The organism is Sphingopyxis sp. (genome assembly GCF_035998905.1).
Classification (GTDB): domain Bacteria; phylum Pseudomonadota; class Alphaproteobacteria; order Sphingomonadales; family Sphingomonadaceae; genus Sphingopyxis.
The window spans coordinates 207806-232695 of sequence record NZ_DASYHG010000016.1 but is presented as its reverse complement, the minus strand read 5'-3'; the positions used below and the strand labels follow the sequence as shown (position 1 = coordinate 232695).

Sequence of the window (24890 nt, the reverse complement as noted above, 5' to 3'; positions counted from 1 at the left end):
GGCTGGGGAGGAAGGCCCGTCAAGCGACATCCCATTCGAGATGAATATTCTCGACCGAGGCGACGACGCCCGATTCATAATGCGGCTCGGATCCGGCCTTCGCACGGAATTCGGGAATGCGCTGGATCCATTCCTCGAGAAGGATCGTCGTCTCGAGCCGCGCGAGATGCAGGCCTGCGCAGCGGTGCGGTCCTTCGCCGAAGGTCGAATGGGCAGGGCGGCCGCGCTTGACGTCGAGCTTCCAGGGATCGGGATTCTGCCGCTCGTCGAGGCCCGAGAGCGCGGTCGGCAGGAGCACCATTTCGCCCGCCTTGAGTTCGACACCGTCGAGTTCGATGTCGCGCGCGATCATCCGCGCCGCGGCCACGAGCGGGAAGCGGCGGAACATCTCCTCCACCGCACGCTTGATGTCGGCCGGATTGTCGGCGAGCTGGCGGACGGTGCCGGGGTGCCGCGCGAGGAAATCCATCATCATGTTCATGAAGTTGGTGACCGAATCGAGACCTGCGAGCAGGAGCAGCGAGATCATGCCGAGCAATTTCTGGTGCGGCATCGGCTTGCCGTCGATTTCGCTGTGGATGCACAGGCTGATGATGTCGGTGCCGCCCTTGCCGCGGCGCTCCTGGATCAGCACTTCGACATAGTCGAAGAAGCTCTTGTTCGCGCGGTCGAGATTGGCGGCCATTTCCTCGGGCGTGTTGCCGCCGGGACGCGTCATGCCCGAGGCGAAGGCGCGGAGCTTCGGGGCGTCGGCCATTGGCAGGTCGGCGATCGCCATGAAGACGCGGATCGGGAACTCGTCCGAAAAGTCCTTCCCGAAATCGCAATGGCCGCGCTTCGCGAAGGAATCGAGCAGCTCGACCGCGATCGCACGGACCTGCGGCTCGCGTTCGCGGATCGAACGAAGGTTGAGGCCGCGGTCGACGACTTCGCGGTACGAGCGATGCTCGGGCGGATCCATCTTCGAGGGGACCATCGAATAGGCCTCGCCAGCGGCTTTCGGGATGAAGAGAACCTGGCTCGAAAAGCGCTCGGGATCCTTGTAGATTTCGCTGATCAGCGCGCCGCGCGTCGCGACCCAGTGGCCGCCGTTGAACGGCGACCAGACGAGGCCCGGCAAATCCTTGTCCTGCAGCGTCTTCCACGATTTGAGATAGCCCTCGGTCTCGATGCCGTCGGGCTTGTACATGTCGATCTCATAGACCCGGTCGGCCGGGACGTGCGGCGGCCGTTCGGTGCGTGCACGGTCGTCGGTTGCGGGTGCTTCGGTTGCCATCTCGGCGTCTCCCAATTACCTGGCCTGCCGCAGCAAGCCGTCTTGCGGGCCAAAAACCGCGGGGGGACCTCGCGGCCCCGCCGGGTCCCCCCTTATTTGTCGAGCAGCGGCATCACCTCCTGCGACAACCGGCGGAGCGACTCGCGGGTCGGCTCGGGATCGTCGATGCTGTCGTGCGAATTGACGCATAGCTGGCCAAAGCTGCCGGCCTTCTCGACCACCCAAGCAATCTTCTCGGCCACCGTTTCGGGCGAGCCGCAGAGCCAGACATGATCGGCAAGGAAATCCATGTCGAGGTCGTCGGGCGAGAGATCCTTGCCCGAGTCCGCGATGATGCCGGGGAAGAGATTGAACTTCTTGTAGATGGGGAAGAGATAATGCTCCCAGCTCTCGGCCATGCCGCTCTTGAGCGCGAGGCGTTTTGCCTCGGCGTCGGTATCGGCGACGAAGACCTCGCGGCAGATCGAGAAACGCTTGCGCTCGGGCGTGTGGCCCTTCGATTCCATCGCCGCGGCCCAGGTTTCATAATGGAGGCGCATCTGCTCGGTGCCGCCGAAGAAGGAGATCGGCGTATAGTTGCGCTCTCCCGCGAACTTCATCGAGTTCGAATTGGCCGAGAGACCGGTCACCGCAATCTCCATGCCCGGCCAGGGCGTCGAATCCGCGATCTCGACATGATAGCCGGGCATATTGTCGGGTCCCGGGAAACCCGCCTGAAAATATTCGCCGATCTCCTGGAACGGCTCGTTCTTCCAGACGCGTTCCATCAGGTGGAGCGCTTCGAGCTGGCGCGGCGGCAACGGTGCGATGCCGTCATAGCCGTGGAGGATGGCGTCGGTGTGGTGGCCCCCCGGCGCGACGCCGAGATAATAGCGATCCTCGAGAACACGGCTCAGCCAGGCGACGCGCACCGCGAGGGTGGCGGGATCGTGATAGGGCAGGAGATGCGCCATCGGCGCGAAGCGCAGCGTTTCGGTCATCGTCGCCGCCGCCGCGATCACCGAATCGGGGCAGGGGATATTTTCGCGGGCCAGCGTGAAATGCTCGCCGATCAGGAAGTCGCGAAAACCGGCCTCGTCGGCGGTCCGCGCCATGTCGAGCGACCATTCGAAGAGCTGCTTGGGCGACCGGTTCGGCAAATTATAGGGGGTATGAAATATTCCGCAGTCCATGCCGCTGATCCTCTCTCCAGGCATCGTGTCGGGACTCGCGAGAGCTTGTGTTCGCGTAGTCAACGAGAGTGTTGATAACGGGGCTTGGGTGGAGCGTCAACACCGGTGCTGACAGATAATTTCAAGGCAGCGAGATGGGGAGCGGGCGCGCGTAGCTGGGGTCCGAGCGATCGCGCGCCGGCTGCGGTCCGGCGCGCATCCGCGCCCGCGTCGCTTCGTCGAGCGCGACGACGGTCAGGGTCGATTGGTCGAGCGTTTCCGGAATCTCGGTGAGCGGCGCCCAGTCGCGCAAGCAGAGGCGCGCGGCGATGGCCCAGCGGCCGTCGCGCTTTTCGAGGCGGTCGATATAACGCCCGCCCGACCTGGCAAGCGGAGTGCCGGCGCGGTTGAGGCCGACGAACATATAATAGGTCTCGGCATGGGCGGTGTCGCCGTCGAGCTCGATCGTCGAATTGAACTGGCAATGCTGATGCGAGAGATGCGCGCGGCTGTGCATGTCGATCACCCAGTCGGCGAACTCGACCGGGCTGCCGACGAAGACGCCATGATCGTCGATCGCATCGTCATGATAGACCGAAAGCAGGAGTTCGCGGTCGAGACGGTCGACCGCGCGCGAATAGGTCATGAGGCAATCGTGGATCTGCTGCCGGTCCCAGAGGGTGCGAACCATCGTCTCGAAGTCGGTGTCCATATGTCGGCTCCTGTCAGCTGGCGGTGCCCTTGGCGGCGATCGCGCCGAGCTTGTGGTGCAGCGCGGCGGCATGGGCGAAGTCCGGAACGGTAGAGGGCGCGCCCGCAAGCGCGGCGTGGATCGCCCGATATTGCGCGGCGATCGCGCGCGCATGCGGCGGCAGCGGGTCGGCGGGAAGGGCGAGCGGCGCGAGAGCCTTGCCGGTCTTTGCGAGCGCGATCTCGACCAGCCCATATTGCAGATGGCCATCGCCGCCGGTGACGAGGATATCCCCCTTGGTGCCGTTGATCTCCCAGCGGAAATTGCCCGCCGCCGACAGACCGCCACGGTAGTGGAGCGAGGCGGCGGCGCCGCTCGCGAGGCGGCCCGCGACCATGATCTGGTCGGCGACGTCGGTCGGGATTATCACCCCCTCGTCCTTGACGAGCGTCTCGGTGCGGCGCGTGACAAGCTCGGCGCTCCACTGCGCATAATCGCCGAGCACCAAGGTCATGGCATCGAGACAATGGCCGAAGGGAATGGTGAGCATCGTCGCACCCGAGGCGGTGCGATTGAGATAGGTGCGGCTGCTGTCGGTGACGCCGGCCCATGGCACACCGACCGCCGCGCTGATGTTCGAGGCGAGGATATCGCCGATCGCGCCGTCGGCTATCAGCTGGGCAAGGCGCTGCACCGCTGCCGTGCCGCGCGCCTGGAGCCCGACGAAGGTCTTTATGCGGGCGTCTGCCGCGGCGCGGGCGAGACGATCGGCCTCGGCGGCATCGACCGCGAGCGGCCATTCGCACAGCACCGCCTTGCCCGCGGCAAGCGCCGCTTCGACGAGCCGGCGGTGCTCGGGGACCTTCACCGCGACGACGACGAGGTCGACGTCGGCGTGCGCGGCCAGCGCATCGGCCGAATCCGCCGCAAAGGGGATAGCATAGTCGCTCGCAGCGGCGCGCGAGCGCTCGGGCGACGAGCCCGCGACCGCGGTGATCGCGAACCGGTCGCCGAGCGCGCGCAGCGCGGGGAGATGCGAGCGCGCCGCCCAGCCTGCGCCGGCGCTGAGCCCGATAATGCCGACGCCGATGCGGCTCATTGCCGATACTCGCGCGCGGCCATCACTGTTCGAGGGCGACGCGGCGCGCGACCTCGGCATGGAAGGCGGTCAGCCGGCTCTCGGCGGTGTTGAACATATATTGGCTCGCGCCGAGCGACTGCGACACGGTGCCCCAGTCGTTGAGGACCTCGGCATCTTCGGCCGAGACCGCGCAGAAATGCTTCCAGTCGCGGTCATTCTGCGCCTGCCATTCCTCGTCGCGCAGACCCTCGGGGGTCGGACCGACGACGCCCCAGGCGGTGAACAAGGTCTTGTCGACACTGACCGGCCAGATGTTCCAGCTCTGCAAATGTGTCGGGAAGCAGCTGAAGATCGTGTTCGGGAAAGCGAGATAGTGGCAGATGTTCTTCAGCCGGTGGTCGACATCGCCCATCCGGTCGGTGAAGCCTTCGAGCGGCAGCGTCATCCAGCTATGGGGATTGGCTATGCGCAAATGCGCGTCGCGCCAGTGGACGAGCTTGCCGAGGGTGCGCGGATGGGTGAAGGGGACGTGCCAGGTCTCGTTGAAGGCATCGACGACCATCTTCCAGTTCGCGTTGAGCTCGAGCGTGAAGCGGTAGCGCGTCTCGAAATTCTCGAGACCGTAGAAGCTCAGTTCCTCGCCGATCGTCCCCAGATAGGGAAGAAGGTCGGGCACCTCGTCGGAGAGGCAGATCCACACAAAACTGCCCCATTCCTTGACCCGCACCGCGGGCGCGCGGAGGTCCTCGAGCCGTTCGGCCTCGAACGAGCCCTTGAGCGGCACCATCTTCACCTTGCCGCTGAGATCATATTGGAAACCGTGCCAGGGGCAGGCGAAGCGGCCGCCCTTGCACGAGCCCGACTCCTTGAGCAGCCGCGCGCCGCGATGCTGGCAGACATTGTGCCACGCCGAGACCGAGCCGTCGTCGAGCCGCGAGATGACGATCGACTGGCCGAGCCGGTCCCAAACCACATAGTCGCGCGGCTCCTTGAGATCGACCGACGGGCAGGCGGGGAACCAGCTCTTGTGGAAGACCGCCTTCATTTCGCGGTCGAACAGCGCCGGATCGGTATAGTTTTTGGCATCGACCACGCTTGGCGGCAGCGGATATTGCTCCTCGGCCGGGGTGGGGAAGGCCCGCGCGGCCTCGCTTGCGAGATGCTGCTCCTCGGTCGCGCTTTCGCTCGTGCTGGCCATTGTCATCGATCCTCAAACAAACAGTTGTTTTATTCGCATAGCGCGATCGGGCCGAGGACACAATAAGGCCTTCGGCAATCCGTTCACCCTAGCACGGAAGTGGCGGCCGCCAACGCGCGCTGGTGCGATTGAAATCGCTTTGCGCGCGCGGCTTGCCGTTGGGGCGCCTTCGGTAGTAATCGGAACGGATGTACGGCAATTGCGTGCCTCCGACATCGGGGCGCGACCAGGATTAGGCAACAGATACTTCCCATGGGCACGGCTCCAGCAATATCCCCATCGACGCCGCGGTCGTCGATCCTCGACATCGCCGTCCGGCTGTTCGGCAGCCAGGGTTATACGGGCACCTCGATGCGCGATATCGCCAAGGCCTTCGGCGTCCTGCCCGGGAGCCTCTATGCGCATATCGACAGCAAGGAGACGCTGCTCGTCGAGATCGTCGAGACCGGGATCAATCATTTCCTCGAAGCGGTCGAGCCGATCGCCGCGGCCGAGGGATCGGCGGGCATGCGGCTGCGCGATGCGATCCGCGCGCATATCATCGTCGTCACCGAGAATCCCGAGCGCTCGCTCGTCGTCTTCCATCAGTGGCGCTTTCTCGGCGACGATTATCGCGAGGCGGCGATCGCCAAGCGTCAGCGCTATGAGCGGGCCTTCATTCGCATCCTCGAGGACGGCATCGCCGAGGGTGTGTTCGATCAGAGCCTGAATGTGAGGATCGCGGTGCTGACGATCCTCGGCGCGCTCAACTGGACCCCCGAATGGTATTCGCCGAAGGGGACGGCGAGTCCCGCCGAAATCGGCGACATGATGGCGAACATGCTGCTGCGCAGCCTGATGTTCAAAGGCTGACACCGCGAACGGCAAGCGCGCGATCGTCATGGCCTAGTCCGCCATATCGACGACGATCTTCGCCGCCGATCCGGGAAGCCCGTCGAACAGCGCGCCGATATCGCCGGCGGTCTTGAGGGCGTTGAAGGGGACCAGCTCGGTCTGCGGCGGCGGCGCGGCGAGGATGCCGCGGCCGATCGCGTCGAGCGTCACCTGCCAGTCGCCGCGATCGCGCCCGCCGCGCGCGGGCTCATTGCCGAAGAAATTGCCGAAGTGGCGGATCGTCAGCTCCTTGAGCCAGGCAGTCGAAGGCTGGATGCGCGCGAAGGGCTCGGCGCCATAGGCGCGGATCAGGATCACGGTACCCTGGATGCGCGCGAGACGGTGCGCCAGCGCCAGATAGTCGGTGGCCGCGGGTGCATAATCCTCGAGCGCCACGACGACGACATCGGCGCCGAACGGCATCGCGGCGCGCACCGCGCGGACGATATTATCGCTGGAAGGATCGAGGCAGGTGGCGGCGCCGAAACCGCGCGCCGCCTCGCGGCGGACCGACGCGCCGTCGACGCCGATCACGAGCCCGCCCTGGGCTTTCAGCCACTGCGCCACGAAGAGATTATAGTCGTCGAGACCGAGCAGGACGACATTGTCACCCGGCACGATCGCGCCCGAGCGCAGCGCGCGCGTCGCGCAGCAGGCGGCCTCGACGCAGGCAGCCTGGAGCGGCGAGACGGCCTCCGGCAGTCGGTAGAGACCATAAGCGGGTGCGACGCAGAGATCGGCCAGGCCGCCGTCGGCGCCGCGAACCCCAAGGAAGCCGCCATCGGGACAGAGCGTCTCGAGACCGGCGCGGCAGGCGAGGCAGGTCCCGCAGCGGATGCGCGGGTCGACCGAGACGTGGTCGCCCGGCCTCCAGTCGTCGACCCTATCGCCGAGCGCCACGATCTCGGCGCTGAACTCATGGCCGATGACGATGTCGGCGGCACGCTCGACATGGCCGTCGAAGAGATGCTTGTCGGTGAAACAGAGGCCATTGAACAGCGGCCGCACCAGCACCTCGCCCGTGCCGGGGCGCGGATCGGCGCGGCTCTCGATCCGGAAGTCTTTTTTGCCGTGGCTTACGACTGCGCGCATGTCGCCTCCAGGCCGAGCCGTTCGCGCGCCATTTCGGCGAGCTGGAATTTCTTCGCGCGGCCGGTCGGCGTGACCGGGATCTCTCCCGCCTCGAAGAAGAGGATATGGCGCGGCACCTTGAAGCGCGCGAGCTTGCTTTCGCAGAGCGCGATCAGCGCCGCCGCAGAGGGCGGGACTTCGGTCGCGACGACGCAGGCGCAGCCGACCTCGCCCATGCGGTCGTCGGCAATCGCGACGACATGCGCCTCGCGCACCTGGCCATGCGTTTCGAGCAGCGCCTCGATCTCGCGCGGCATCACCGTCTCGCCGCCGCAGCGATAGACGTCCTTCGAGCGGCCGGCGAGGGTGAGATAGCCCTTGGCATCGACGCGTCCGATGTCGCCGACCCGCAGCCAGCCGTCGGACGCGAAGGCCGCGGCGGTCTCTTCGGGCTTTTTGTAATAGCCATGCGTCACGCCGGGGCCGCGGACGAGGAGTTCGCCATTGGTGCCGGGTGGCAGCTCGCCGCCGCTCTCGGCGTCGACGACCCGATATTCGGCGAGCCAGGGACTGCTCGGAGGGGCGGCCGCGCCTGCATCCTTGAACCGCCCGTTCCCCGTCATGACGCGCGCGATCGGTTCTTCGGGGAGCGTGCAGGTCGTCGAGGCGGTGGTTTCGGTCATTCCATAGCCGGTGACGATCTCGCGCGCCCCCAAGATGGATCGAAACTCCTCCCAGATCGTCTCGCGGTGCATGCCGCCGGTGCTGAAGACGCAGGCGAGGCTTGGGCAGACGAAGTCCGTCCCGCGCGCGGCATCGAGCAGCTTCTCGGTCAGCGTCGGAACGCCGCTGATCTCGTTCGCCTCGTGGCGCACCGCGAGCGCGAGCAGCTCGGCGGCATCGAAACGGTCCTGCGGGATGACCGCGCCGCCCGCGAACAGCGCGGCGACGAGGCATTCGACGAGCCCGTGCACATGATACATGGGCGCGGCGAAGATCAGGCGCCTTCCATCCTCGAAAGCGCGCACGCGCGCGCTGGCATAAGCGGTGCGCAGAACCATATCGTGGGTCAGCATCACGCCTTTGGGCGAGCCCGTGGTTCCCGAGGTGTAGATGATATCGGAGAGATCGGCGGGGCGCGCCGCGATCGCTCCGCGCGCCGGCGCGTGGCGCTCCCAGTCGTCCAGCGCGTGCCAGCGGTGCAGCGCGCCTGCGGCGCAATCGACGAAGACCGGGAAGCCGGGGCGAAGGATCGCCTCGAGATCGGCGATATAGTCGCGGCCGCGAAATCCGTCGATCGCGACGAGCGCCCGCGCATCCGACTGGCCGATCACATACGCGAGTTCGTCCCGCTGCAGGTTGAAGTTGAGCGGCACCGCGACCGCGCCGAGGCGCACGATGGCAAGCTTCACCGCGACGAAGGCGATGCCATTGGGTAGCAGGATCGCGACATGGTCTCCGGCCCCGATCCCGTGGGCGGCGAGCATCGCGGCGGTGCGCCGCGACCGGTCGAGCATGGCGCCATAGGTCTCGACCGCGGTGGCGGTCATCACGAACGGCCGCTCGGGATAGTCTGCGGCCACTTCCTCGAACAGGGCGGCGAGGCTGCGATAGGCCCAGGGGCCATGGCGCGCTTCGAGCGCGGCACGCCGGATCTCGGGCGCCGCGAGCCTCATGCGGCCGCCGGGGCGGCCATTTGCCCGAGGATCGTGCGCGCCTCGTCGGAAAGCGGACAGGCCTTGCGGCTCGGCCGGTCGACCTGCACCATCACGCTGTCCGAGGTCGCGGCGCAGCGCCCGCCCTGGAACAGGACCTGCCGGATGCTGATCGAGCTGCCGCCGAGCTTCTCGATCCGCGTCCCGATCTCGACATCGCCCGGCCAGTGCAGCTCGTCGAGAAAGTCGATCGTCGAGCGCGCGAGCACATAGGCGCAGTGATCGGGGGGCGAGCTCCCGCGCATGAAGAGGACATCGACACGGCCCGCCTCGAAGAAGAAGGCGAACAGCACATTGTTCACATGGCCCTGCCGGTCGGTATCGCTGTAGCGCACCTTCTCGCTGATCCGGACTGGATAATCCTCGATCCTTTCGGGCGCGGTCACAGCGCCTCTCCTGCGGCCCGCGCGCGCTCGACGACCGTCCGCTCGCTCTCGGGGAGAACGCGCGCGCAGCGCCAGACGAGCAGGAGCAGGATCGGCATCAGCGCGAAGAGCGAGAGGATCGCGAGCCTAAGATCGCCCGTCGCGTCGCTGATCAGCCCGACCATATAGGGACCGAGACCAAGCCCGACGAGGCTGCTCGCGAGCGTCTGCACCGCGAACCCGACGCCGCGAAGGCGCGGAATGACAAGATCCTGCGCGGTCGCGAGCATGATCGGTGGCCAGACGGTGAGCAGCAACAGCGCGAAGAAATAGGTGACGAAGAAGGTCTGGCGGTCGCCGGTGTTGAATTGGACGAAGGTCAGTGCGGTGAACCCGAGCAGCGCCGCGAACAGGAGATACATGCGGCCCGCTGGATAACGGCGCTTGATGATGTCGCCGAGCGTGCCGCCGATCGCGGTCCCGCTCGCACCGGCGATTGCCGAAATCGCGCCGAGCGTGAATCCCGCTTCGGGGCCCATGGCCAGGAATTGCGAGCCATAGAGGAAGACGAAGGCGCCGATCGCATAGGTGTAGATACCGAGAATGCCGCCCGCCGCGGCCATGGTGCGATAGGCGGGCGCGCCGACGGTGAGCGCGAACGCGATCGGATCGCGGAGGCGAATGGCCTGGATCCAGCTTGTCGCCGCATAGGCGCCGATCCCGATCGCGAGCCACTGGATGAGGCTGCTCGTGACGTCGAAATCGCCGATCGAAAAGACGACCGGGCGGCGGTCGGGCGGCAGGATCGCTTCCGAGCCCAGGGTCAGAAGTGCGATCATGAGGGTCACGAAAGCGAGGGCGCCGAGATTGGCGCGAACGAGCGCCGGGCTTGCGCCGAGCTTCTTCAGCGAGCCGACGCTCCATGGCGGGAACATCGTCGCCGCCTCGACGAACACGTCGCGGAACGGATGCGGGCTGCCGGGCTGCGGCAGTCCGTCGAGCGCGCCGCGGACCGGCTCGCGGATCGTGAGATAGACGATCGCACCGAGCAGGATGCCGGGCAGGCCGACAATGATGAAAGCCGCCTGCCAGCCCGCGAGCCCGAAGCTGCCGGGCCAGGTCGCGACGACATAGCCGCCGATCATCAGCGACAGGCCAAGCCCGAGATACATGCCCGTCGTGTAGAGCGCGAAGACCGAGGCGCGGATGCGCTTGGGGAAATAGTCGGCAAGGAGCGACACCGCGGCAGGCGAGCCGCTGGCCTCGCCGATCCCGACCCCGAGCCGCGCGGCGCCGAGCTGGACGAAATTGCTCGATAGGCCCGAAAGCGCCGTCATCGACGACCAGAAGGCGAGCCCGATCGACAGCGTCTTCACCCGGCTCCAGCCGTCGGCGAGTTTCGCGAGCGGGATGCCGAACAGGGCATAGAACATCGCGAAGGCGGTGCCGTAGAGGAGACCGATCTGCGCGTCGGTGAGATCGAGGTCGGCTTTCAGATAGGGCGCGAGGATGGTGACGATCTGGCGGTCGATGAAGTTCATCGCATAGATGAGCATCAGGACGCCGAGGACATACCAGCGATAAAGGCCGCCTTCGCGGGGAACATCTTTCAGCACGGCGGCGCTGGTGGCCATATCTTATTATCCCATCGATGCCGCGGTGCCCGTGCCGCAGCTTGCGTATCTGTCCCCCGCTTGTCGAAGACGGTCCGCCAGCCCCCAGGCGGACCGTCTTGCTCCCGCTAGAAGTGGAAGCTTGCCTGCAGCGACACTTCGCGGCCGCGCGAGACGACGCCGCGCTGTTCGCCGATCATACCCGGGACCCCGGCGCCGCCGGTGCGGTCGGCGGCATAGAGCAGATAATATTTGTTGGTGAGGTTGCGTCCGATGAGTCCCACCGTCCAGCGGTCGTCGACCTCGGCGAAGGTGATGCTGGCGTTGAGGCGCCAGAAGCTCTTCTGCTCGGTCGGCGGTGCCAGCGTATCGGCGGCGAAATAGCTGCCGCTGTAATAGGCGTCGCCGGTGATCCGGATCTCGTGATCGTTCGAGACGGGCAGGGCGAGTTTGGCGCCCGCATTGCCCGCCCAGTCGGGCGAACGGGCAGGCGCGCGGCCATCATAGACCTGCTGGAGCGTGAGCGCCGTGGTGTTGACGAACGAACAGTTCGGCGGCGGCACCGCGGTGGCGCGCGTCGTGCCGGTCGGGAAGGTATAGGAATAGCATTGGCCGGTGAAGTCGTTGAAGCGATTGCGCACATAGGCGACCGCGCCATGGATGGTCAGCTCGGGGGTAACGCGGAAATTGGCGTCGAGTTCGAAGCCGCGCTGCTTGACCGCGCCCGCATTGTTGATCGTGTAGGAAATGCGCGCGGGATCATAGGTATTCACCTGAAGATCCGAGAATTTATAGTTGAACAGCGCCGCGCTCATGTTGAGCCGGCCGTCAAGCCCGATCAGGCGGGCGCCGAGTTCGAAGCCGCGCGCCTTTTCCGAGCCGAAGTCGACGTCGCCGATCCGTGTGGCGGTCGACAGCGGGTTGGTGAGGCCGAAGCCCCCCGACTTGAAGCCGGTCCGATAGGCGGCGAAGATCGTGTGGTTCGAGTCCGGGCGCCAGTTCAGCGTGACTTCGGGCGAGACATTCTCGTCCTCGAAATCGCCCTTCAGATGACCCGGCGTGTCCGATCCCGGATAGACGGTCGCCGCATTGTTGAAGGCCCCGATGCCGTAGAGATTGAACTTGTCGAACTTCTTGGTCTCGCGCGTCCAGCGCGCTCCGCCCGCGAGTTCAAGTTCGGGGGTGATGTCCCAGAGCAGCTGGCCGAACGCCGAATAGGTGTTGCCCTTCTGCTTGGCGAGCGTCTCGAACGAGGTGTAGCGGCCCGCGGCGGCGTTATAATTGCCGAGGCTCAGCATCGTGTCCGAATAGGAACTGAGCGAGGTGTTCTGGTAATAGGCGCCGACGACGAAGTTGAGCGGTCCGTCGAACTGGCTCGACAGGCGCAGTTCCTGGCTGAACTCCTTGGCGTCGAGATTCTCGGCCTGGGCGAGCTGCGAATAGGTCGTCTGGTCGAGGCCCGAGAAGGTGTCATAGCCCATCTTGTTGTAGCCGGTGAGCGAGGCGACCGAGATCGACCCGAAATCCCATTCGAGCGACAGCGAGGAGACGATCGCGTTGAGTTCGCCCTTCTGCGGCCCGTTCGAGTCGGTGCCGCGGAAGGTCTCGGCGACCACCGAGGGCAGGTCGCCGACCGTCGTGCGATTGTCGATCACGCACTCGCCATAAGGATCGGCGATCCCCGACACGCGCGGATTGGGGCCGGTGCAGGGCCCGATATTCTGGGTCGCGACGCCGGCGCCGGAGTCGGTCGAATGTGCGCCGAAGACGCGCAGCGTGCCCTTGAAATTGTCGGTCGGCTCGAAGGCGAGCGTGACGCGGCCGATGATTTCCTCTTCGCCCGGACGCCGGTCCGACGCGCCGGGGAAGGCGGCGGCCGCAGCCGGCGCGCCCGTCGCCGGATTGTAGAAGGGGTTGGTGAGCGGTCCGGCGGTGTTGCGCAGGAAACCGTCCTGGTTGCGGTAACGGATGGCAAGGCGCGCGCCGATGCGGTCGGTGAGCGGACCCGAGATGAAGGCGTCGATCGTCGCTTCGTCGGCGACAAACTCATAGGAACCGCGCACACCCGCTTCGAAATCATTGCCGGGCCCCGCGGTGCGGATCGAGATCACGCCCGCCGGGCTGTTCTTGCCGAAGAAGAGCGCCTGCGGTCCCTTGAGGACTTCGACCTGTTCGATGTCGAAGAAGCCGAGCTGGGCAATGCGGCCGTTGCTCGTCTGGACGCCGTCGATCGCGACCGACACGGCCTGCTCGAAACCCGTCTGGTTGGCGGGCGAGCTGATGCCGCGGATCGCTATCGTGCCGCCGCCATTGGCGCGATAGGCGCCGACGATGACGGTCGGGGTGAGTTCGCCGATCGCGGTGAGCGAGTTGGAATTATATTGCGAGATGGTCTCGGCGCTGAGCGCCGACACGACCACCGGCACGTCCATCAGCCGCTCGTCCTTGCGGCGCGCGGTGACGACGATGTCGCCCGAACCGCTGTCTTCGGTTTCGGCGGCTGCGGGAGCGTCGGGAGCCGGTGCGGCTTCCTGGGCGAGGGCGGGCTGGATCGCCCCGAGGGCCACGCTAGCGGCAAGCCATAGACGCAAGTTTCTCATCACAATCCTCTCCCACCGCGGATCTACGTCCACAAACAATCGTTTGTTTAGTCGATTCTCGCCGAAGGTCAAGCTGGATCGGTTTTGGCGCCGGCGACCGGTTTCGGGCCTTGTCGTTCGCAGCATCCCTATCGCCATAATCCGCTGATTTCCGTTAATAATGACGCAGGAAGCGGGCATCGACGGACCCGCATGAGTGCTGGCGTTCGGCCGCGAGAGTTGCTATCAACAAGGTTGTTGACTATGAAAAAACGAATGGTTGTTTTGCGACTCCGCAGAAATGGCCGGTTCGATAATCATTGGGAGAAGAGATATGGGCAGGCTGAGCGGCAAGGTCGCGATCATCACGGGTGCCTCGCAGGGGATGGGCACGTCGCACGCCCAGGCCTTCGTTCGCGAAGGGGCCAAGGTCATCCTGACCGACCTCAACGACAGCGCGGGCGAAGCGCTGGCGGACAGCCTCGGCGACAGCGCCCTTTATATCCATCATGATGTCGCCGATGCCGCCGGCTGGCGCGACGTCGTCGCGCGCGGCGAGGCCGCGTTCGGAACCGTCACCATCCTCGTCAACAATGCGGGCGTGCTCGGCAAGATCGGCGGCACGCTCGATTTCGCGCAAGGCGATTTCGAGGCGGTGTGCAACGTCAACCAGCTCGGCGTCTATCTCGGCATGCAGGCGGTGATCCCCTCGATGCAGAAGGCGGGCGGCGGCTCGATCGTCAACATCTCGTCGATCGCGGGCATCGTCGCCATCTACGGCGCGCCCAATCTCGCCTATGTCGCGAGCAAGTTCGCGGTGCGCGGCATGACCAAGCAGGTCGCGGTCGAGTTCGGGCGCCAGAACATTCGCTGCAACTCGATCCACCCCGGCTATATCAAGACGCCGATGATGGCCGCGGCGACCGACGAGGGCGGCGGCGAGGCCACCAAGATGATCCCGCTCGGCCGCCTTGCCGAAGTCGAGGAGGTTTCGAACCTCGCGATCTTCCTCGCGTCGGACGAATCCTCCTTCATCACCGGCGCCGAGCATATCATCGACGGCGGCATGACCGCGCTCTGACCCGCGGCCGCGCCGGGGACGGCGCGGCCCACTCAACGAAGGGACGTTGCCATGAGCCGACTTTCGCCGCGTTTCGACAGCTACCGCGAGCGCTACAACAATATCGCCTTGAGCCGCGACGCGGCGGGCGTGCTGTTGATGCGCTTCCACACCGGCGGCGGTCCGTTCGTCTGGTCCGAGGAAAGCCATGAGGAGCTCGGCCATTGCTTCGCCGAGGTCGGCGCCGATCGCGGAAACCGCGTGATCGTGATGACCGGAACCGACGGCGTCTGGTGCGAGACGATCGACTTCGCGAGCTTCAGCCTGTCGAACCCGTCCGAGTGGGACCATACATTCTACGACGGGCGCAAGCTGCTCGACAATCTGCTCGCGATCGAGGTCCCGGTGATCAGCGCGATCAACGGGCCCGCGCGCATCCATCCCGAAATCCCCGTGCTCGCCGATATCGTGATCGCGTCAGAGACGGCGCTGTTCCAGGACGCGCCGCATTTCATGGGCGGCATCGTTCCCGGCGACGGCGCGCACGTCGTCTGGACCCACGTCCTCGGCCCCAATCGCGGACGCTATTTCCTCCTGATGGGCCAGGAGCTCTCGGCCGCCGACGCGCTCGCGGCCGGCGTTGTCGGCGAGCTGTTGCCGGAAGGGGAGGTGGTGGACCGGGCGTTGGCGATTGCTGCCCAGTTCGCGGCGAAGACCGACCTTGCGCTGCGCTATTCGCGGGTGCTGCTCACCCAGCGCTACAAGAGGCTGATGCAGGAAGGCCTCAGCCTCGGGCTTGGCCTCGAGGCGCTGGCGGCGATCGATCTGCTCGCCGGCATGGACAAGTCATAAGGGCGGCGGTCCGCCTTGCGCGGCCCGGCCGGAGGGAGGCGGCGGCCCGGTCAGCCCGCCGTCTCCTTCACGCGGTCGGCGGCGATCTTGGCGAGCAGGAATTTCTGCGGGCGCCCGGTGACCGTCATCGGGATCTCCTCTGCCGCGAGCCACAGGACATGCTTTGGAACCTTGAAGCGCGCGAGCCGCTCGGCGCAAAACCGGATCAGCGTCTCTGTTTCGAGGCGTGCGGCGCTTTCGGGCACGAGGCAAAGGCAGCCGACTTCGCCCATCTTGGCATCGGGGACTCCGACGACGAGGGCCTGCGCGATCCCCGGATGATTGTCGAACAGCTCCTCGATCTCGCGCGGCATGACCATTTCGCCGCCGCAGCGGTAGCTTTCCTTGATCCGCCCGGTGAGCGTGAGCCAGCCGCCCTCGGTGAGATGGCCGATGTCGCCGGTGCGCAGCCAGCCGTCCGCGGTGAACGCCTCGGCGGTCTCTTCGGGCTTGTTGAAATATCCGCGCGTGACAACCGGACCGCGGACCTGGAGTTCGCCGCTTTCCCCGTCCGGCATCGCCTCGCCCGTCTGCGGGTCGACCGCCCGATATTCGGCGATGCGGCCTCCGAGTACCGGATCGCCGGCGACGCCCGCGAGCTTGATGCGGCCGTTCGAACGCAGGAACCAGCTCTCGTCATCTTCGGTATGGGTGCAGACCGCGGAGGCGGTGGTCTCGGTCATTCCGTAGCCGGTATGGATCTCGCGGACGCCGAACACATCATGGATATCGTTCCAGACGGTCGGGACATTGACCCCGCCGCTGTTGAAATAGGCGCGCAGCGCCGGTGCGTGAAAGCCGCGCACGCGCGCCCTGTCGAGCAGGCGGTGGGTCATCATCGGCACGCTGACGATGTCGTTGCTCTGCAGGCGTTCGGCCCAGTCGAGCATCTCGTCGGGGTCGAACAGCACATGCGGAACAAAGGAGCCCGCGACGATCATCGCGGCGACGAAGCATTCGACATAGCCGAACACATGATACATCGGCATCGCGAACTGGATCCGCCGGCGGTCCTCGAACGAACGGGTGAGTGCCGACGAATAGGCGGCGCGCAGGATCATGTCGTGCGTCAGCATGACCCCCTTCGATCGGCCCGTCGTCCCCGACGTGTAGATGATGTCCGACAATGCGTGGCCGTCGGACGCGGCTTCGCGCCGCGCGCGTTCGGCATCGCTGCCGGCTGTTGCGCGCGCGGCGAGTTGTTCGAGCCCCGCTGCGTCGCCGGCCGCCCCGGTCTCGAAAGCGAAGGTTTCGCGAAGGCGGGGAAGGTCGCTTGCCATCGCGGCGAGGTCGGCAAGATAATCATGTCCGCGAAAGCTATCCATCGTGATCAGCATCGCCGCCTCCGACTGACCGAGGACATAAGCGAGCTCGCGGCCCCTCAGCAGGAAGTTGACGGGAATGCAGACGGCACCGGCGCGCGCGATCGCGAGCTTCGCCACCGCATATTCGGGATAGTTCGCCATGATCAGCGCCACATGCTCGCCGGGCGCGAGGCCCGCCGCGATCAGCCCCGACGCCAGCTGGCGGCTCCGTGCCTGGACGTCGGAATAGGTCAGCTCGCGGTCGCCCGTGACGATCAGCGGGCGGTCGGGATATTCGGCCGTGACCCGATCGGCCAGTGCACTCAGCGTCAGCGGCTCCCAGCGCGGGAAGCGCGCGGCAAGCGCGGTGCGGCGCTCTTCGGCAAGTTTCACCTTCGTCATCCTCTTATCATTGACCGTTGCTTCGAATCATCTTAACAAACGTTTGTTTAATGGCAATGGCTTTAGCGGTTGCGAGCGATTTTGGTTCGAGGAGAGGCGGCATGGACTATTCATTCAACGACGAGCAGCGGATGTGGCGCGATGTCGTCTTCAGCTTCATGGATCGCGAATTTCCGCGCGAAAAACTGCGCTATCATGACCAGAATCGCGAGTTCCCGGAAGCCCTCTATCGCGAGATGGCGGCGCAGGGCTGGCTCGGGCTCCTGATCCCCGAAGAGCATGGTGGACTCGGGATGGACCGCGATCCCGTCATGTTCGCGATCTTCTGCGAGGCGATCGGCAAGGACAGCCTCGACACCGCGGCCTGCATCATGACCTCGATGTTCACCGCCACCAATGTCTCGAAACATGGCACCGAGGCGCAGCGCCAGCGCTATCTCGAGCCCTTCCTGCGCGGCGAGGCCAAATTCTGCATCTCGATCAGCGAGCCGCAGTCGGGCTCCGACGCCGCGGGCGCGCGCTCGACCGCGCGCCTCGAAGGCGACGAATGGGTCGTGAACGGCAACAAGGTCTGGTGCTCGGGCGCGCATCATCCGAACAGCTGCATCGCGATGATGCTGCGCACCGGCGAGGGGCGCTATGATTTCAGCGTGCTGCTCGTGCCGAACGACACGCCGGGGCTTGAAGTCCAGAAGATGGACACGCTCGTGCGCCGCTCGCTCGGCACCACCTCGCTCTTCATGGACAATTTGCGCCTGCCCAAGGACGCGCTGCTCGGCGAGGTCAACAAGGGCTGGCAATATATCGGCGAGCATCTCGATTTCGAACGCCTCTCGATCGCCGCCTCGCAGATCGGCAATGCCCAGACCGCACTCGACGACACGGTGAAATATCTCTCCGAACGCTCGGCCTTCGGCAAGAAGCTCGCCGAATTCCAGGTGCTGAAACATCGCATGGCCGAAGATCGCGCGCGCCTCTCGGCGGCCTTCTATCTCGTCTATGCGGCGGCCTCTTCGATGGCGCGCGGCGAAAAATCCTCAGCGCTCGTCGCGCAGGCGAAGCTCATCTCGTCGCAGACCCTGTTCGAGATCGCGACCAACGGCATGCAGGCGCTCGGCGGTTATGCGCAGCTCCCCGAATATGACATGGAGCGCTACTTCCGCGAGGCGAAGCATGGCATGGTCGGCGGCGGCACCAACGAGATCCTCCGTAGCATCGTCGCCAAGTCGATGGGGCTCGGCCGCTGATGGCGAGCGACGGCCCCGCAGGCGCAGCGATCGCGGAAGCGGCCGGCGGCGACGGCGCGGGGCCGCGCGGCTCGATCCTCAATGCCGCGATGCATCTTTTCGGCAAGCAGGGCTTCACCGGCACCTCGATGCGCGACATCGGCAACGCCGTCGGCGTGCTGCCGGGCAGCCTCTATGCGCATATCGACAGCAAGGATGCGTTGCTCGTCGCGATCGTCGCCGACGGCATCCGCCGCTTCCTCGCCGCGGTCGAGCCGCACGCCAATGGCGAGGGCGATCCCGTCGCGCGGCTGCGCCGCATGATCGTCGCACATCTCGAGGTCGTCGCCGACAATCCCGAGCGCTCGCTCGTCGTCTTCCACCAGTGGCGCTTCCTTGGTCCCGACAATCTGCCGGGCGCGGTCGAGCAGCGGCGTGAATATGAGCGCATGTTCGTGAAGGTCGTCGAGGAGGGGGTTCGCGAGGGACGCTTGCGCGCCGATTTCAACCGGCGCGTCGTCGTGCTCACCATGCTCGGCGCGCTCAACTGGACTCCCGAGTGGTTCTCGCCGGACGGCCGGCTCTCGCCCGCCGAGGTCGGCGAGCTGATGGCCGATACCCTGCTTGGCGGAATCCTCGCCGACCCCTGAAATCGACCGCGCGGGATTGACAGCCGCGAGGCGCTGGCATAGCTAAAACAAATGATTGTTTGGAAGTGAACATGGCACGACATTTTATCGATCCGGAACCCAAATTCTTCGAAGACTTCGAGCCCGGCGACTCGATGACGACGCGCGGCCGCACGGTCGATATCGGCGACATCACCAATTATGCGGGGCTCACCGGCGATCATTATCAGCTCCACACCGACGAGGCCTTCATGGCGACGAGCCGGTTCGGCAAGCGCATCGCGCACGGCCCGCTGACCTTTTCGCTCGCGGTCGGACTCGTCGGGCTGAGCGGCTTCTATGGCGACGCGATCGCCGCGCTGGTCGAGATCACCGGCCTCAAGGCCACCAAGCCCGTGTTCGCGGGCGACACGCTTCACGTCCTCGCGACGGTCAGCCGTCACGAGGCGACCGGACCCAAATATGGCACGCTCGGCGTGACCTATTCGGTCCGCAACCAGGACGGCGAGGAAGTGCTGACATTTTTGCAAACGATGCTGGCGAAGCGCCGGCCAAGCGAGGGCTGAGGATATGGCGGAAAACTGGAAAATGCATGTGGCGGCGGGCGATGCCAACGACCCCGTGTTCGTGGGCGTCGGCGAGATCCCGACCGGGAAATTTCCCGAGCGCGGGTTCATCCAGGCGCTGACCAAGGTCGCGCTGCTCGCGCTCAAGGATGCCGCTATGGTGCCGCGCGACATCGACACGATCATCCTCATCCCGAACCTGCACTCGGCAGCCGACCAGGCCGATCTCGTCTTCTCGCGCATGGTCGAGGAGCTCGGCATCCATGGCAGCTGCAAGGCGAGCTACATGGTCCATTCGGGCGGCTCGACGAGCGACAATGCGGTGCGCGCGGCGCACGGGCTGATCACCGCGGGCCATGCGCAGAATGTGCTCGTCCTCCAGTGCGAACGCTGGGGCTCGGCCGATCTCAACGAGATGATCACGATGCTCTCGAAGAACGGCATCCCCGGCGAATGGGAGCTGCCGACCGGCATCCAGTTCAACGCGATCGGCGCGATGATCACGCGGCGCTACATGCACGCCTCGGGTAGCACCGCCGCCGAAATGGCCTCGATCTGCGTGACCTTGCGCAATTGGGCCAATCTCAACGAAAATGCGATGTTCTACACCAAGCCGCTGACGGTCGAGCAGATCCTCGCCTCGCGCATGGTCGCCGACCCGCTGCACAGCTATGAATGCCCGCCGATGGCCGATGGCGCCTGCGCCTTCGTGGTCACCAGCACCGAAAATGCGAAGAAGCGCGGCATCGGCCATGCGGTCCGCGTCGCGGGCTCGGGCGGCTGCGTCAGCCATTATTGCCTCAGCCAGGAGCCCGATCAGGCGGTCCTCGGCTGGCCGCTCGCCGCCGAACGCGCCTGGGCGCAATCGGGCTGGGGCCCGGGCGACGCCGATATCGCGCAGATCTACGACAGCTATGCCGCGGTCACCGCGATCGCGATCGAGGGTATGGGCATTTGCGAGAAGGGCGAGGGCGCCCGCTGGTTCGCTGCCGGCCATGGCGATCCGGGCGGCAAGCTCCCGATGAACACCAACGGCGGCCTGCTTTCGGCGGGCCACACCGGGGTCGGCGGCGGCACCGCGCTGCTCGTCGAGGGCATCCGCCAGCTCCTCCACCGCGCCCCCGACAAGCGCCAGGTCGACGGCTGCCAGCGCGCCATCATCGGCGGCTCGGGCGGCAGCTATATGGACGCCCAGATTCTCCTGCTCGAACGCACCAGCCTCGGAGCCTGATCATGACCCTTCCTGTCATCGTAACCGAATTTCGCGACGGCCTCGCCAAGGGCGAGCTCCTGATCCAGCAATGCGGCGATTGCGGCAAACCCAATATGTGGCCGCGCTACGCCTGCCCGCACTGCCAGTCCGAGAATCTCGGCTGGGCGGCGAGCGGCGGCGCCGGCACGCTCCACAGCTTCTGCGTACTGCGCCAGGGTGCGCCCGAAGGCCATGAGGAAGATCTTCCCTATGCGATCGGCGTGGTGAAGCTCGACGAGGGCGTCCAGATCGCGGTCCGCCTCGAGCCCGACGCCCCCGAGGACTGGTCCTCCTATCAGTGCGACGACCGGGTCGAGTTCGTCGCCAAGGATGCGGCGCACATCGCGCGGCGCCCTTGCGCGACCTTCCGCCGCGCCGGGTCATGAACAGCTTCGCCTTCCTGGAGAAGTCGGCGCGCCAGCAGGGCGACGGCCTCGCGCTGATCCATGGCGACGAGCGGATCAGCTACCGCGACTTCCACAAGCGTGCGCTCGCGGTCGGCGGCAACCTCGTCGCGCTCGGCTGCAAGCCGGGCGACCGGGTCGCCTTCTGCCTCGCCAATTCGCCGCGCATCATGGAGGTCATCTTCGGCTGCTTCGCCGCCGGCCTCGTCGTGGTGCCGGTGAACGCGCGGCTCCACCCGCGCGAGATGGCCTATATCGTCGAGAATAGCGGCGCGCGGATCCTGATCCATGGCGGCGAATATGAAGAGGGGATCGCGGCGAATGCCGCGCTCTTCGCGGGCGTGCGGCGGATCAGCCCCGATGCGGCCGGCAGCGCGGAACCCTATTCGATCCTGCTCGACGAGGCGAATGCGCTCGGCGCGGCGGTCGAGGCGGCGCCCGAGGATCTCTGCTGGCTCTTCTATACCTCGGGCACGACCGGCAAGCCCAAGGGCGCGATGTGGAACCACCGCATGGTCCGCACCGTGATCATGAATTATCTCGCCGACCTCCATAATATCCAGCCCGGCGAGATGGTGCTGCACTGCGCGCCGATGTCGCACGGCAGCGGGATCGTCGCGCTGCCGACGGTCGCGCGCGGCGCGGTCAACGCGATCAGCGACAGCGCGAGCTTCGACGTCGACGCTTTGCTGGCGACGGTCGAGCGCCTCAAGGTCTCGCATATCGCCTTCATGGCGCCGACCCAGATCGTGAAGCTGCTCGAGGATTATGTGCCCGGGCGCTACGATATCTCCTCGCTGAGCGCGATCTGCTACGGCGGCGCGCCCATCTATGTCGAGCAGCTGAAGCAGGCGATGGCGACCTTCGGGCCGGTCTTCGTCCAGCTCTACGGGCAGGGCGAGGCGCCCATCACCATCACCGGCCTCAGCGCCGCGGCGCATGCGCGGCTGCTCGCCGCCGACGATCCGCGCATCGGATCGGCGGGGCAGGTGCGGACCGACGTCGAGGCGCATTGCGTCGACCAGAATGACAATCCGCTGCCGCCGGGCGAAGCGGGCGAAGTGGTCGCGCGCGGCGACGTCGTGATGCCGGGCTATTGGGCCAATCCCGAGGCGAGCGCCGAGGCGCTGCGCGGCGGCTGGCTCCACACCGGCGACATCGGCTATTTCGACGAGCAAGGCTATCTCTTCCTGCTCGACCGCGCGAAGGACATGGTCATCTCGGGCGGCAACAATGTCTATCCGCGCGAGGTCGAGGAAGTCATCATCCTCCACCCCAAGGTCGCGAACTGCGTCGTGTTCGGCATCCCCGACGATTATTGGGGCGAGGCGGTCCATGCCGTCGTCGTCCCCAAGGAGGGCGAGACGATCACGGCGAAGGAGATCATCGACTTTTGCGGCGAACATATGGCGGGCTACAAGAAGCCGAAGGCGGTCGATTTCGTCGATGCGCTGCCGGTGAGCGGTTATGGCAAGATCCTGCGGCGCGAAGTGCGCGACCAATATTGGCAGGGGCATAGCGGCCGGATCGGCGGCGGTGCCGCGGCGCAGGCGGGCGGCCGTTGAGGCGCGTCATCATCGCCGGGGTCGGCATGACCCAGTTCGGCAAGCAGACGGGCCGCGGCGTTCGCGACATGTCGCTCGAAGCGGCCGATCTCGCGCTGCGCTCGGCGGGCATGGACACCGACAGCGTCGAGCGCGTCTATTATGGCAATGCGATCGCCGGCACGGTGACCCAGCAGGTGATGATCCGGGGGCAGGTCGCTTTCCGCAACCATCCGCTCGGCGCTCTGCCGCTCATCAATGTGGAAAATGCCTGTGCCTCGGGCGGCTCGGCCTTCCTGCTCGCGATCGAGGCGGTCGCGAGCGGCTCGATCGACTGCGCGCTTGCGGTCGGCGCCGAGCAGATGAGCCATCCCGACCGCAGCCGCGCCTTCAACGCGCTGCGCGGCTCGACCGATATCGAGGATATCGGCGAGGTCGAACCCGGCTCGATGAGCGCCAACTCGATCCTCATGGACTATTATGCCGAGGTCGCGCGCTCCTATCTCGACACCTATGGCGCCGAGCCCGCCGACTTCGCGCGCGTTGCGGTGAAGAACCGCGACCATGCCGCGCTCAACCCGCTCGCTTTTCTGCGCACCCCGCAGACGGTCGAGGAGGTGCTCGGCGGCCGCATGATCGTGCCGCCGCTCACCCTCGCCATGTGCTCGCCGGTCACCGACGGCGCCGCGGCGATCATCGTCTGTTCGGAAGAGGAAGCGCGTCGGCGCGGCATCCCGCTCGTCGCGGTACGCGCGTGCCGCAACGCGTCCGGTGCGAAAGGGCGGCCGGTTTTCGACTCGGCGCAAGGCGCGTTCGAGGCGGCAGGCTTCGGGGCGGCGGATTGCGATGTGATCGAGCTGCACGATGCCGCGGCGCCCGCCGAACTGCTCCAATATCAGGAAATCGGGCTGTGCGGCGAAGGGCAGGGCTTCGAGCTGCTGCGCAGCGGCGCGACCGCGCTCGGCGGCGCCCACCCCGTCAATGTCAGCGGCGGGCTCCTCAGCCGCGGACATCCGCTCGGCGCGACCGGCTGCGCCCAGCTGCACGAGATCGTGACCCAGCTGCGCGGCGAGGCCGGGGCGCGCCAGGTTGAAAATGCGCGTATCGCGATGGCGGTCAATGGCGGCGGGTGGCTGGACGGCGCCTATGCGCTGGCGATAGTCACCATCCTCGAGCGGCTGGATTAGGAAGACGCTTCATGGACTATGACACGATCAAGCTCGAGCGGCCCGCCGACGGGGTGGCGCTGATCACCCTCAACCGGCCCGACCGCGGCAATGGGGTGGTCCCCGAAATGGCGGCCGACCTCATGCACGCGCTCGACGAGCTCGAGGCCGATTTCTCGGTACGCGTTCTCGTCGTGACGGGGGCGGGCAAGCAGTTCTGCGCCGGCGCCGATCTCGTCGAGTTCCAGAAATATCTCGCCGAACAGCATCACGCCGCGCAGGAACCCTATAATGCCCGCGTGCTCTGGCCGGTGACCCAGCGCCTCGTGTCGAGCCGGCTGCCGGTGGTCGCAGCGATCAACGGCGGCGCCACCGCGGGCGGGCTCGACCTCGCGCTCGCCTGCGACATCCGCCTGGCTTCGACCCACGCCAAGCTTGGCGAAACCTATATCAAGCTCGGGCTCAATCCGGGCAATGGCGGCACCTATTTCCTCCCCAGGCTCGTCGGCAGCGGCATGGCGGCCGAGATGGCGCTCACCGGCGATATCTTCGACGCCGAGCGGGCGCTCGCGGTCGGGCTCGTCAACCGGGTGGTCGAACCCGAGGCGCTCGTCGCCGAGGCGGTCGCGCTCGCCGCGCGGATTGCCGAGCGGCCGCGCCTCGCGCTCGAGGCCACCAAGCAGCAGCTGCGCCAGAGCTGGCACATGGATCTGCAGGGATCGATGAACGCGAGCTTCTGGGGGGTCGCGGCGCTGACCTACAGCGACGATCTGCGCGAAGGGGTCGCCGCCGCGATCGAGAAGCGCGCGCCGCGCTACAATCAGGACAAATGA

At 66.2% G+C, this 24890-nt stretch carries 22 protein-coding genes; 11 read left to right on the top strand and 11 right to left on the bottom strand.

The annotated features are described in order from the left end of the window. Positions 1 to 19: 19 nt before the first annotated feature. The 5 genes from VGN62_RS08465 to VGN62_RS08445 all read right to left on the bottom strand — a co-directional run bounded on the left by VGN62_RS08465 (position 20) and on the right by VGN62_RS08445 (position 5397). On the bottom strand, positions 20 to 1276 hold the full coding sequence (locus VGN62_RS08465; protein ID WP_067185508.1) for a cytochrome P450: 1257 nt from the start codon (positions 1274 to 1276) through the stop codon (positions 20 to 22). 92 nt (positions 1277 to 1368) lie between these two features. Beyond that, positions 1369 to 2448, bottom strand: coding sequence for an LLM class flavin-dependent oxidoreductase (locus VGN62_RS08460; RefSeq protein WP_067185506.1), 1080 nt, complete (start codon positions 2446 to 2448; stop codon positions 1369 to 1371). Positions 2449 to 2569: 121 nt separating this feature from the next. Then, positions 2570 to 3139, bottom strand: a complete 570-nt coding sequence (locus VGN62_RS08455; protein WP_067185504.1) for a nuclear transport factor 2 family protein — start codon at positions 3137 to 3139, stop codon at positions 2570 to 2572. Positions 3140 to 3152: 13 nt separating this feature from the next. Beyond that, the gene (locus VGN62_RS08450; protein WP_067185502.1) at positions 3153 to 4217 is read right to left on the bottom strand and encodes a Gfo/Idh/MocA family protein; all 1065 of its coding nucleotides are present in this window, start codon (positions 4215 to 4217) and stop codon (positions 3153 to 3155) included. Positions 4218 to 4239: 22 nt separating this feature from the next. Beyond that, positions 4240 to 5397, bottom strand: coding sequence for an aromatic ring-hydroxylating oxygenase subunit alpha (locus tag VGN62_RS08445; RefSeq protein ID WP_234180748.1), 1158 nt, complete (start codon positions 5395 to 5397; stop codon positions 4240 to 4242). A 252-nt stretch (positions 5398 to 5649) separates the two neighbouring features. On the opposite strand from VGN62_RS08445, the gene VGN62_RS08440 reads away from it, so the two are divergent. Next, positions 5650 to 6249: a TetR/AcrR family transcriptional regulator gene (locus tag VGN62_RS08440; protein ID WP_067185499.1), complete on the top strand. Its 600-nt coding sequence runs from the start codon at positions 5650 to 5652 to the stop codon at positions 6247 to 6249. A gap of 33 nt (positions 6250 to 6282) precedes the next feature. On the opposite strand, the gene VGN62_RS08435 is transcribed toward VGN62_RS08440, so the two are convergent. From VGN62_RS08435 to VGN62_RS08415, 5 genes are all read right to left on the bottom strand, one after another. After that, positions 6283 to 7362, bottom strand: coding sequence for a zinc-dependent alcohol dehydrogenase (locus VGN62_RS08435; protein ID WP_327452677.1), 1080 nt, complete (start codon positions 7360 to 7362; stop codon positions 6283 to 6285). Further along, positions 7347 to 9017: a class I adenylate-forming enzyme family protein gene (locus tag VGN62_RS08430; protein ID WP_327452675.1), complete on the bottom strand. Its 1671-nt coding sequence runs from the start codon at positions 9015 to 9017 to the stop codon at positions 7347 to 7349. The genes VGN62_RS08435 and VGN62_RS08430 overlap by 16 nt, the downstream gene beginning before the upstream one ends. Continuing rightward, positions 9014 to 9442 (bottom strand): acyl-CoA thioesterase, encoded by a 429-nt coding sequence (locus tag VGN62_RS08425; RefSeq protein WP_067185496.1) that lies wholly within the window; start codon positions 9440 to 9442, stop codon positions 9014 to 9016. Before VGN62_RS08425 ends, VGN62_RS08430 begins: the two co-directional genes overlap by 4 nt. Then, entirely contained in the window at positions 9439 to 11055 is a 1617-nt protein-coding gene (locus tag VGN62_RS08420) for a spinster family MFS transporter (protein WP_067185494.1), read from the bottom strand. The genes VGN62_RS08425 and VGN62_RS08420 overlap by 4 nt, the downstream gene beginning before the upstream one ends. Before the next feature lie 107 nt (positions 11056 to 11162). Continuing rightward, positions 11163 to 13634: a TonB-dependent receptor gene (locus VGN62_RS08415; protein WP_067185493.1), complete on the bottom strand. Its 2472-nt coding sequence runs from the start codon at positions 13632 to 13634 to the stop codon at positions 11163 to 11165. Between the two features lie 313 nt (positions 13635 to 13947). Here VGN62_RS08415 and VGN62_RS08410 point away from each other — a divergent pair, with 313 nt between their 5' ends. Together VGN62_RS08410 and VGN62_RS08405 are read left to right on the top strand one after the other, a co-directional pair. Further along, positions 13948 to 14694, top strand: a complete 747-nt coding sequence (locus VGN62_RS08410) for a glucose 1-dehydrogenase (protein WP_067185491.1) — start codon at positions 13948 to 13950, stop codon at positions 14692 to 14694. A 51-nt stretch (positions 14695 to 14745) separates the two neighbouring features. After that, the gene (locus VGN62_RS08405) at positions 14746 to 15525 is read left to right on the top strand and encodes an enoyl-CoA hydratase/isomerase family protein (protein ID WP_067185489.1); all 780 of its coding nucleotides are present in this window, start codon (positions 14746 to 14748) and stop codon (positions 15523 to 15525) included. A gap of 50 nt (positions 15526 to 15575) precedes the next feature. On the opposite strand, the gene VGN62_RS08400 is transcribed toward VGN62_RS08405, so the two are convergent. Further along, positions 15576 to 17270: a class I adenylate-forming enzyme family protein gene (locus VGN62_RS08400; protein WP_067185487.1), complete on the bottom strand. Its 1695-nt coding sequence runs from the start codon at positions 17268 to 17270 to the stop codon at positions 15576 to 15578. A 101-nt stretch (positions 17271 to 17371) separates the two neighbouring features. On the opposite strand from VGN62_RS08400, the gene VGN62_RS08395 reads away from it, so the two are divergent. From VGN62_RS08395 to VGN62_RS08360, 8 genes are all read left to right on the top strand, one after another. Further along, a complete protein-coding gene (locus VGN62_RS08395; protein ID WP_327452668.1) occupies positions 17372 to 18517 on the top strand; it encodes an acyl-CoA dehydrogenase family protein in 1146 nt (381 codons plus the stop codon). Beyond that, the gene (locus VGN62_RS08390; RefSeq protein WP_327452666.1) at positions 18517 to 19146 is read left to right on the top strand and encodes a TetR/AcrR family transcriptional regulator; all 630 of its coding nucleotides are present in this window, start codon (positions 18517 to 18519) and stop codon (positions 19144 to 19146) included. Before VGN62_RS08395 ends, VGN62_RS08390 begins: the two co-directional genes overlap by 1 nt. Positions 19147 to 19217: 71 nt before the next feature. Then, a complete protein-coding gene (locus tag VGN62_RS08385) occupies positions 19218 to 19691 on the top strand; it encodes a MaoC/PaaZ C-terminal domain-containing protein (protein ID WP_067185482.1) in 474 nt (157 codons plus the stop codon). A 4-nt stretch (positions 19692 to 19695) separates the two neighbouring features. After that, positions 19696 to 20922, top strand: a complete 1227-nt coding sequence (locus VGN62_RS08380; RefSeq protein ID WP_067185480.1) for a thiolase family protein — start codon at positions 19696 to 19698, stop codon at positions 20920 to 20922. Between the two features lie 2 nt (positions 20923 to 20924). Continuing rightward, entirely contained in the window at positions 20925 to 21329 is a 405-nt protein-coding gene (locus VGN62_RS08375; protein ID WP_067185479.1) for a Zn-ribbon domain-containing OB-fold protein, read from the top strand. Further along, positions 21326 to 22912 (top strand): class I adenylate-forming enzyme family protein, encoded by a 1587-nt coding sequence (locus VGN62_RS08370; RefSeq protein ID WP_067187137.1) that lies wholly within the window; start codon positions 21326 to 21328, stop codon positions 22910 to 22912. The genes VGN62_RS08375 and VGN62_RS08370 overlap by 4 nt, the downstream gene beginning before the upstream one ends. After that, entirely contained in the window at positions 22909 to 24078 is a 1170-nt protein-coding gene (locus VGN62_RS08365; protein ID WP_327452658.1) for a thiolase family protein, read from the top strand. The genes VGN62_RS08370 and VGN62_RS08365 overlap by 4 nt, the downstream gene beginning before the upstream one ends. Before the next feature lie 11 nt (positions 24079 to 24089). Continuing rightward, on the top strand, positions 24090 to 24890 hold the full coding sequence (locus tag VGN62_RS08360; RefSeq protein ID WP_067185476.1) for an enoyl-CoA hydratase/isomerase family protein: 801 nt from the start codon (positions 24090 to 24092) through the stop codon (positions 24888 to 24890).

What these genes read in the sequence shown, in the direction of transcription:
- VGN62_RS08420 (WP_067185494.1), bottom strand. Translation starts at nt 11,055, where the DNA reads ATGGCCACCAGCGCCGCCGTGCTGAAAGATGTTCCCCGCGAAGGCGGC.
- VGN62_RS08410 (WP_067185491.1), top strand. Translation starts at nt 13,948, where the DNA reads ATGGGCAGGCTGAGCGGCAAGGTCGCGATCATCACGGGTGCCTCGCAG.
- VGN62_RS08435 (WP_327452677.1), bottom strand. Translation starts at nt 7,362, where the DNA reads ATGCGCGCAGTCGTAAGCCACGGCAAAAAAGACTTCCGGATCGAGAGC.
- VGN62_RS08370 (WP_067187137.1), top strand. Translation starts at nt 21,326, where the DNA reads ATGAACAGCTTCGCCTTCCTGGAGAAGTCGGCGCGCCAGCAGGGCGAC.
- VGN62_RS08405 (WP_067185489.1), top strand. Translation starts at nt 14,746, where the DNA reads ATGAGCCGACTTTCGCCGCGTTTCGACAGCTACCGCGAGCGCTACAAC.
- VGN62_RS08380 (WP_067185480.1), top strand. Translation starts at nt 19,696, where the DNA reads ATGGCGGAAAACTGGAAAATGCATGTGGCGGCGGGCGATGCCAACGAC.
- VGN62_RS08445 (WP_234180748.1), bottom strand. Translation starts at nt 5,397, where the DNA reads ATGGCCAGCACGAGCGAAAGCGCGACCGAGGAGCAGCATCTCGCAAGC.
- VGN62_RS08385 (WP_067185482.1), top strand. Translation starts at nt 19,218, where the DNA reads ATGGCACGACATTTTATCGATCCGGAACCCAAATTCTTCGAAGACTTC.
- VGN62_RS08400 (WP_067185487.1), bottom strand. Translation starts at nt 17,270, where the DNA reads ATGACGAAGGTGAAACTTGCCGAAGAGCGCCGCACCGCGCTTGCCGCG.
- VGN62_RS08390 (WP_327452666.1), top strand. Translation starts at nt 18,517, where the DNA reads ATGGCGAGCGACGGCCCCGCAGGCGCAGCGATCGCGGAAGCGGCCGGC.
- VGN62_RS08465 (WP_067185508.1), bottom strand. Translation starts at nt 1,276, where the DNA reads ATGGCAACCGAAGCACCCGCAACCGACGACCGTGCACGCACCGAACGG.
- VGN62_RS08430 (WP_327452675.1), bottom strand. Translation starts at nt 9,017, where the DNA reads ATGAGGCTCGCGGCGCCCGAGATCCGGCGTGCCGCGCTCGAAGCGCGC.
- VGN62_RS08460 (WP_067185506.1), bottom strand. Translation starts at nt 2,448, where the DNA reads ATGGACTGCGGAATATTTCATACCCCCTATAATTTGCCGAACCGGTCG.
- VGN62_RS08360 (WP_067185476.1), top strand. Translation starts at nt 24,090, where the DNA reads ATGGACTATGACACGATCAAGCTCGAGCGGCCCGCCGACGGGGTGGCG.
- VGN62_RS08375 (WP_067185479.1), top strand. Translation starts at nt 20,925, where the DNA reads ATGACCCTTCCTGTCATCGTAACCGAATTTCGCGACGGCCTCGCCAAG.
- VGN62_RS08415 (WP_067185493.1), bottom strand. Translation starts at nt 13,634, where the DNA reads ATGAGAAACTTGCGTCTATGGCTTGCCGCTAGCGTGGCCCTCGGGGCG.
- VGN62_RS08440 (WP_067185499.1), top strand. Translation starts at nt 5,650, where the DNA reads ATGGGCACGGCTCCAGCAATATCCCCATCGACGCCGCGGTCGTCGATC.
- VGN62_RS08395 (WP_327452668.1), top strand. Translation starts at nt 17,372, where the DNA reads ATGGACTATTCATTCAACGACGAGCAGCGGATGTGGCGCGATGTCGTC.
- VGN62_RS08455 (WP_067185504.1), bottom strand. Translation starts at nt 3,139, where the DNA reads ATGGACACCGACTTCGAGACGATGGTTCGCACCCTCTGGGACCGGCAG.
- VGN62_RS08450 (WP_067185502.1), bottom strand. Translation starts at nt 4,217, where the DNA reads ATGAGCCGCATCGGCGTCGGCATTATCGGGCTCAGCGCCGGCGCAGGC.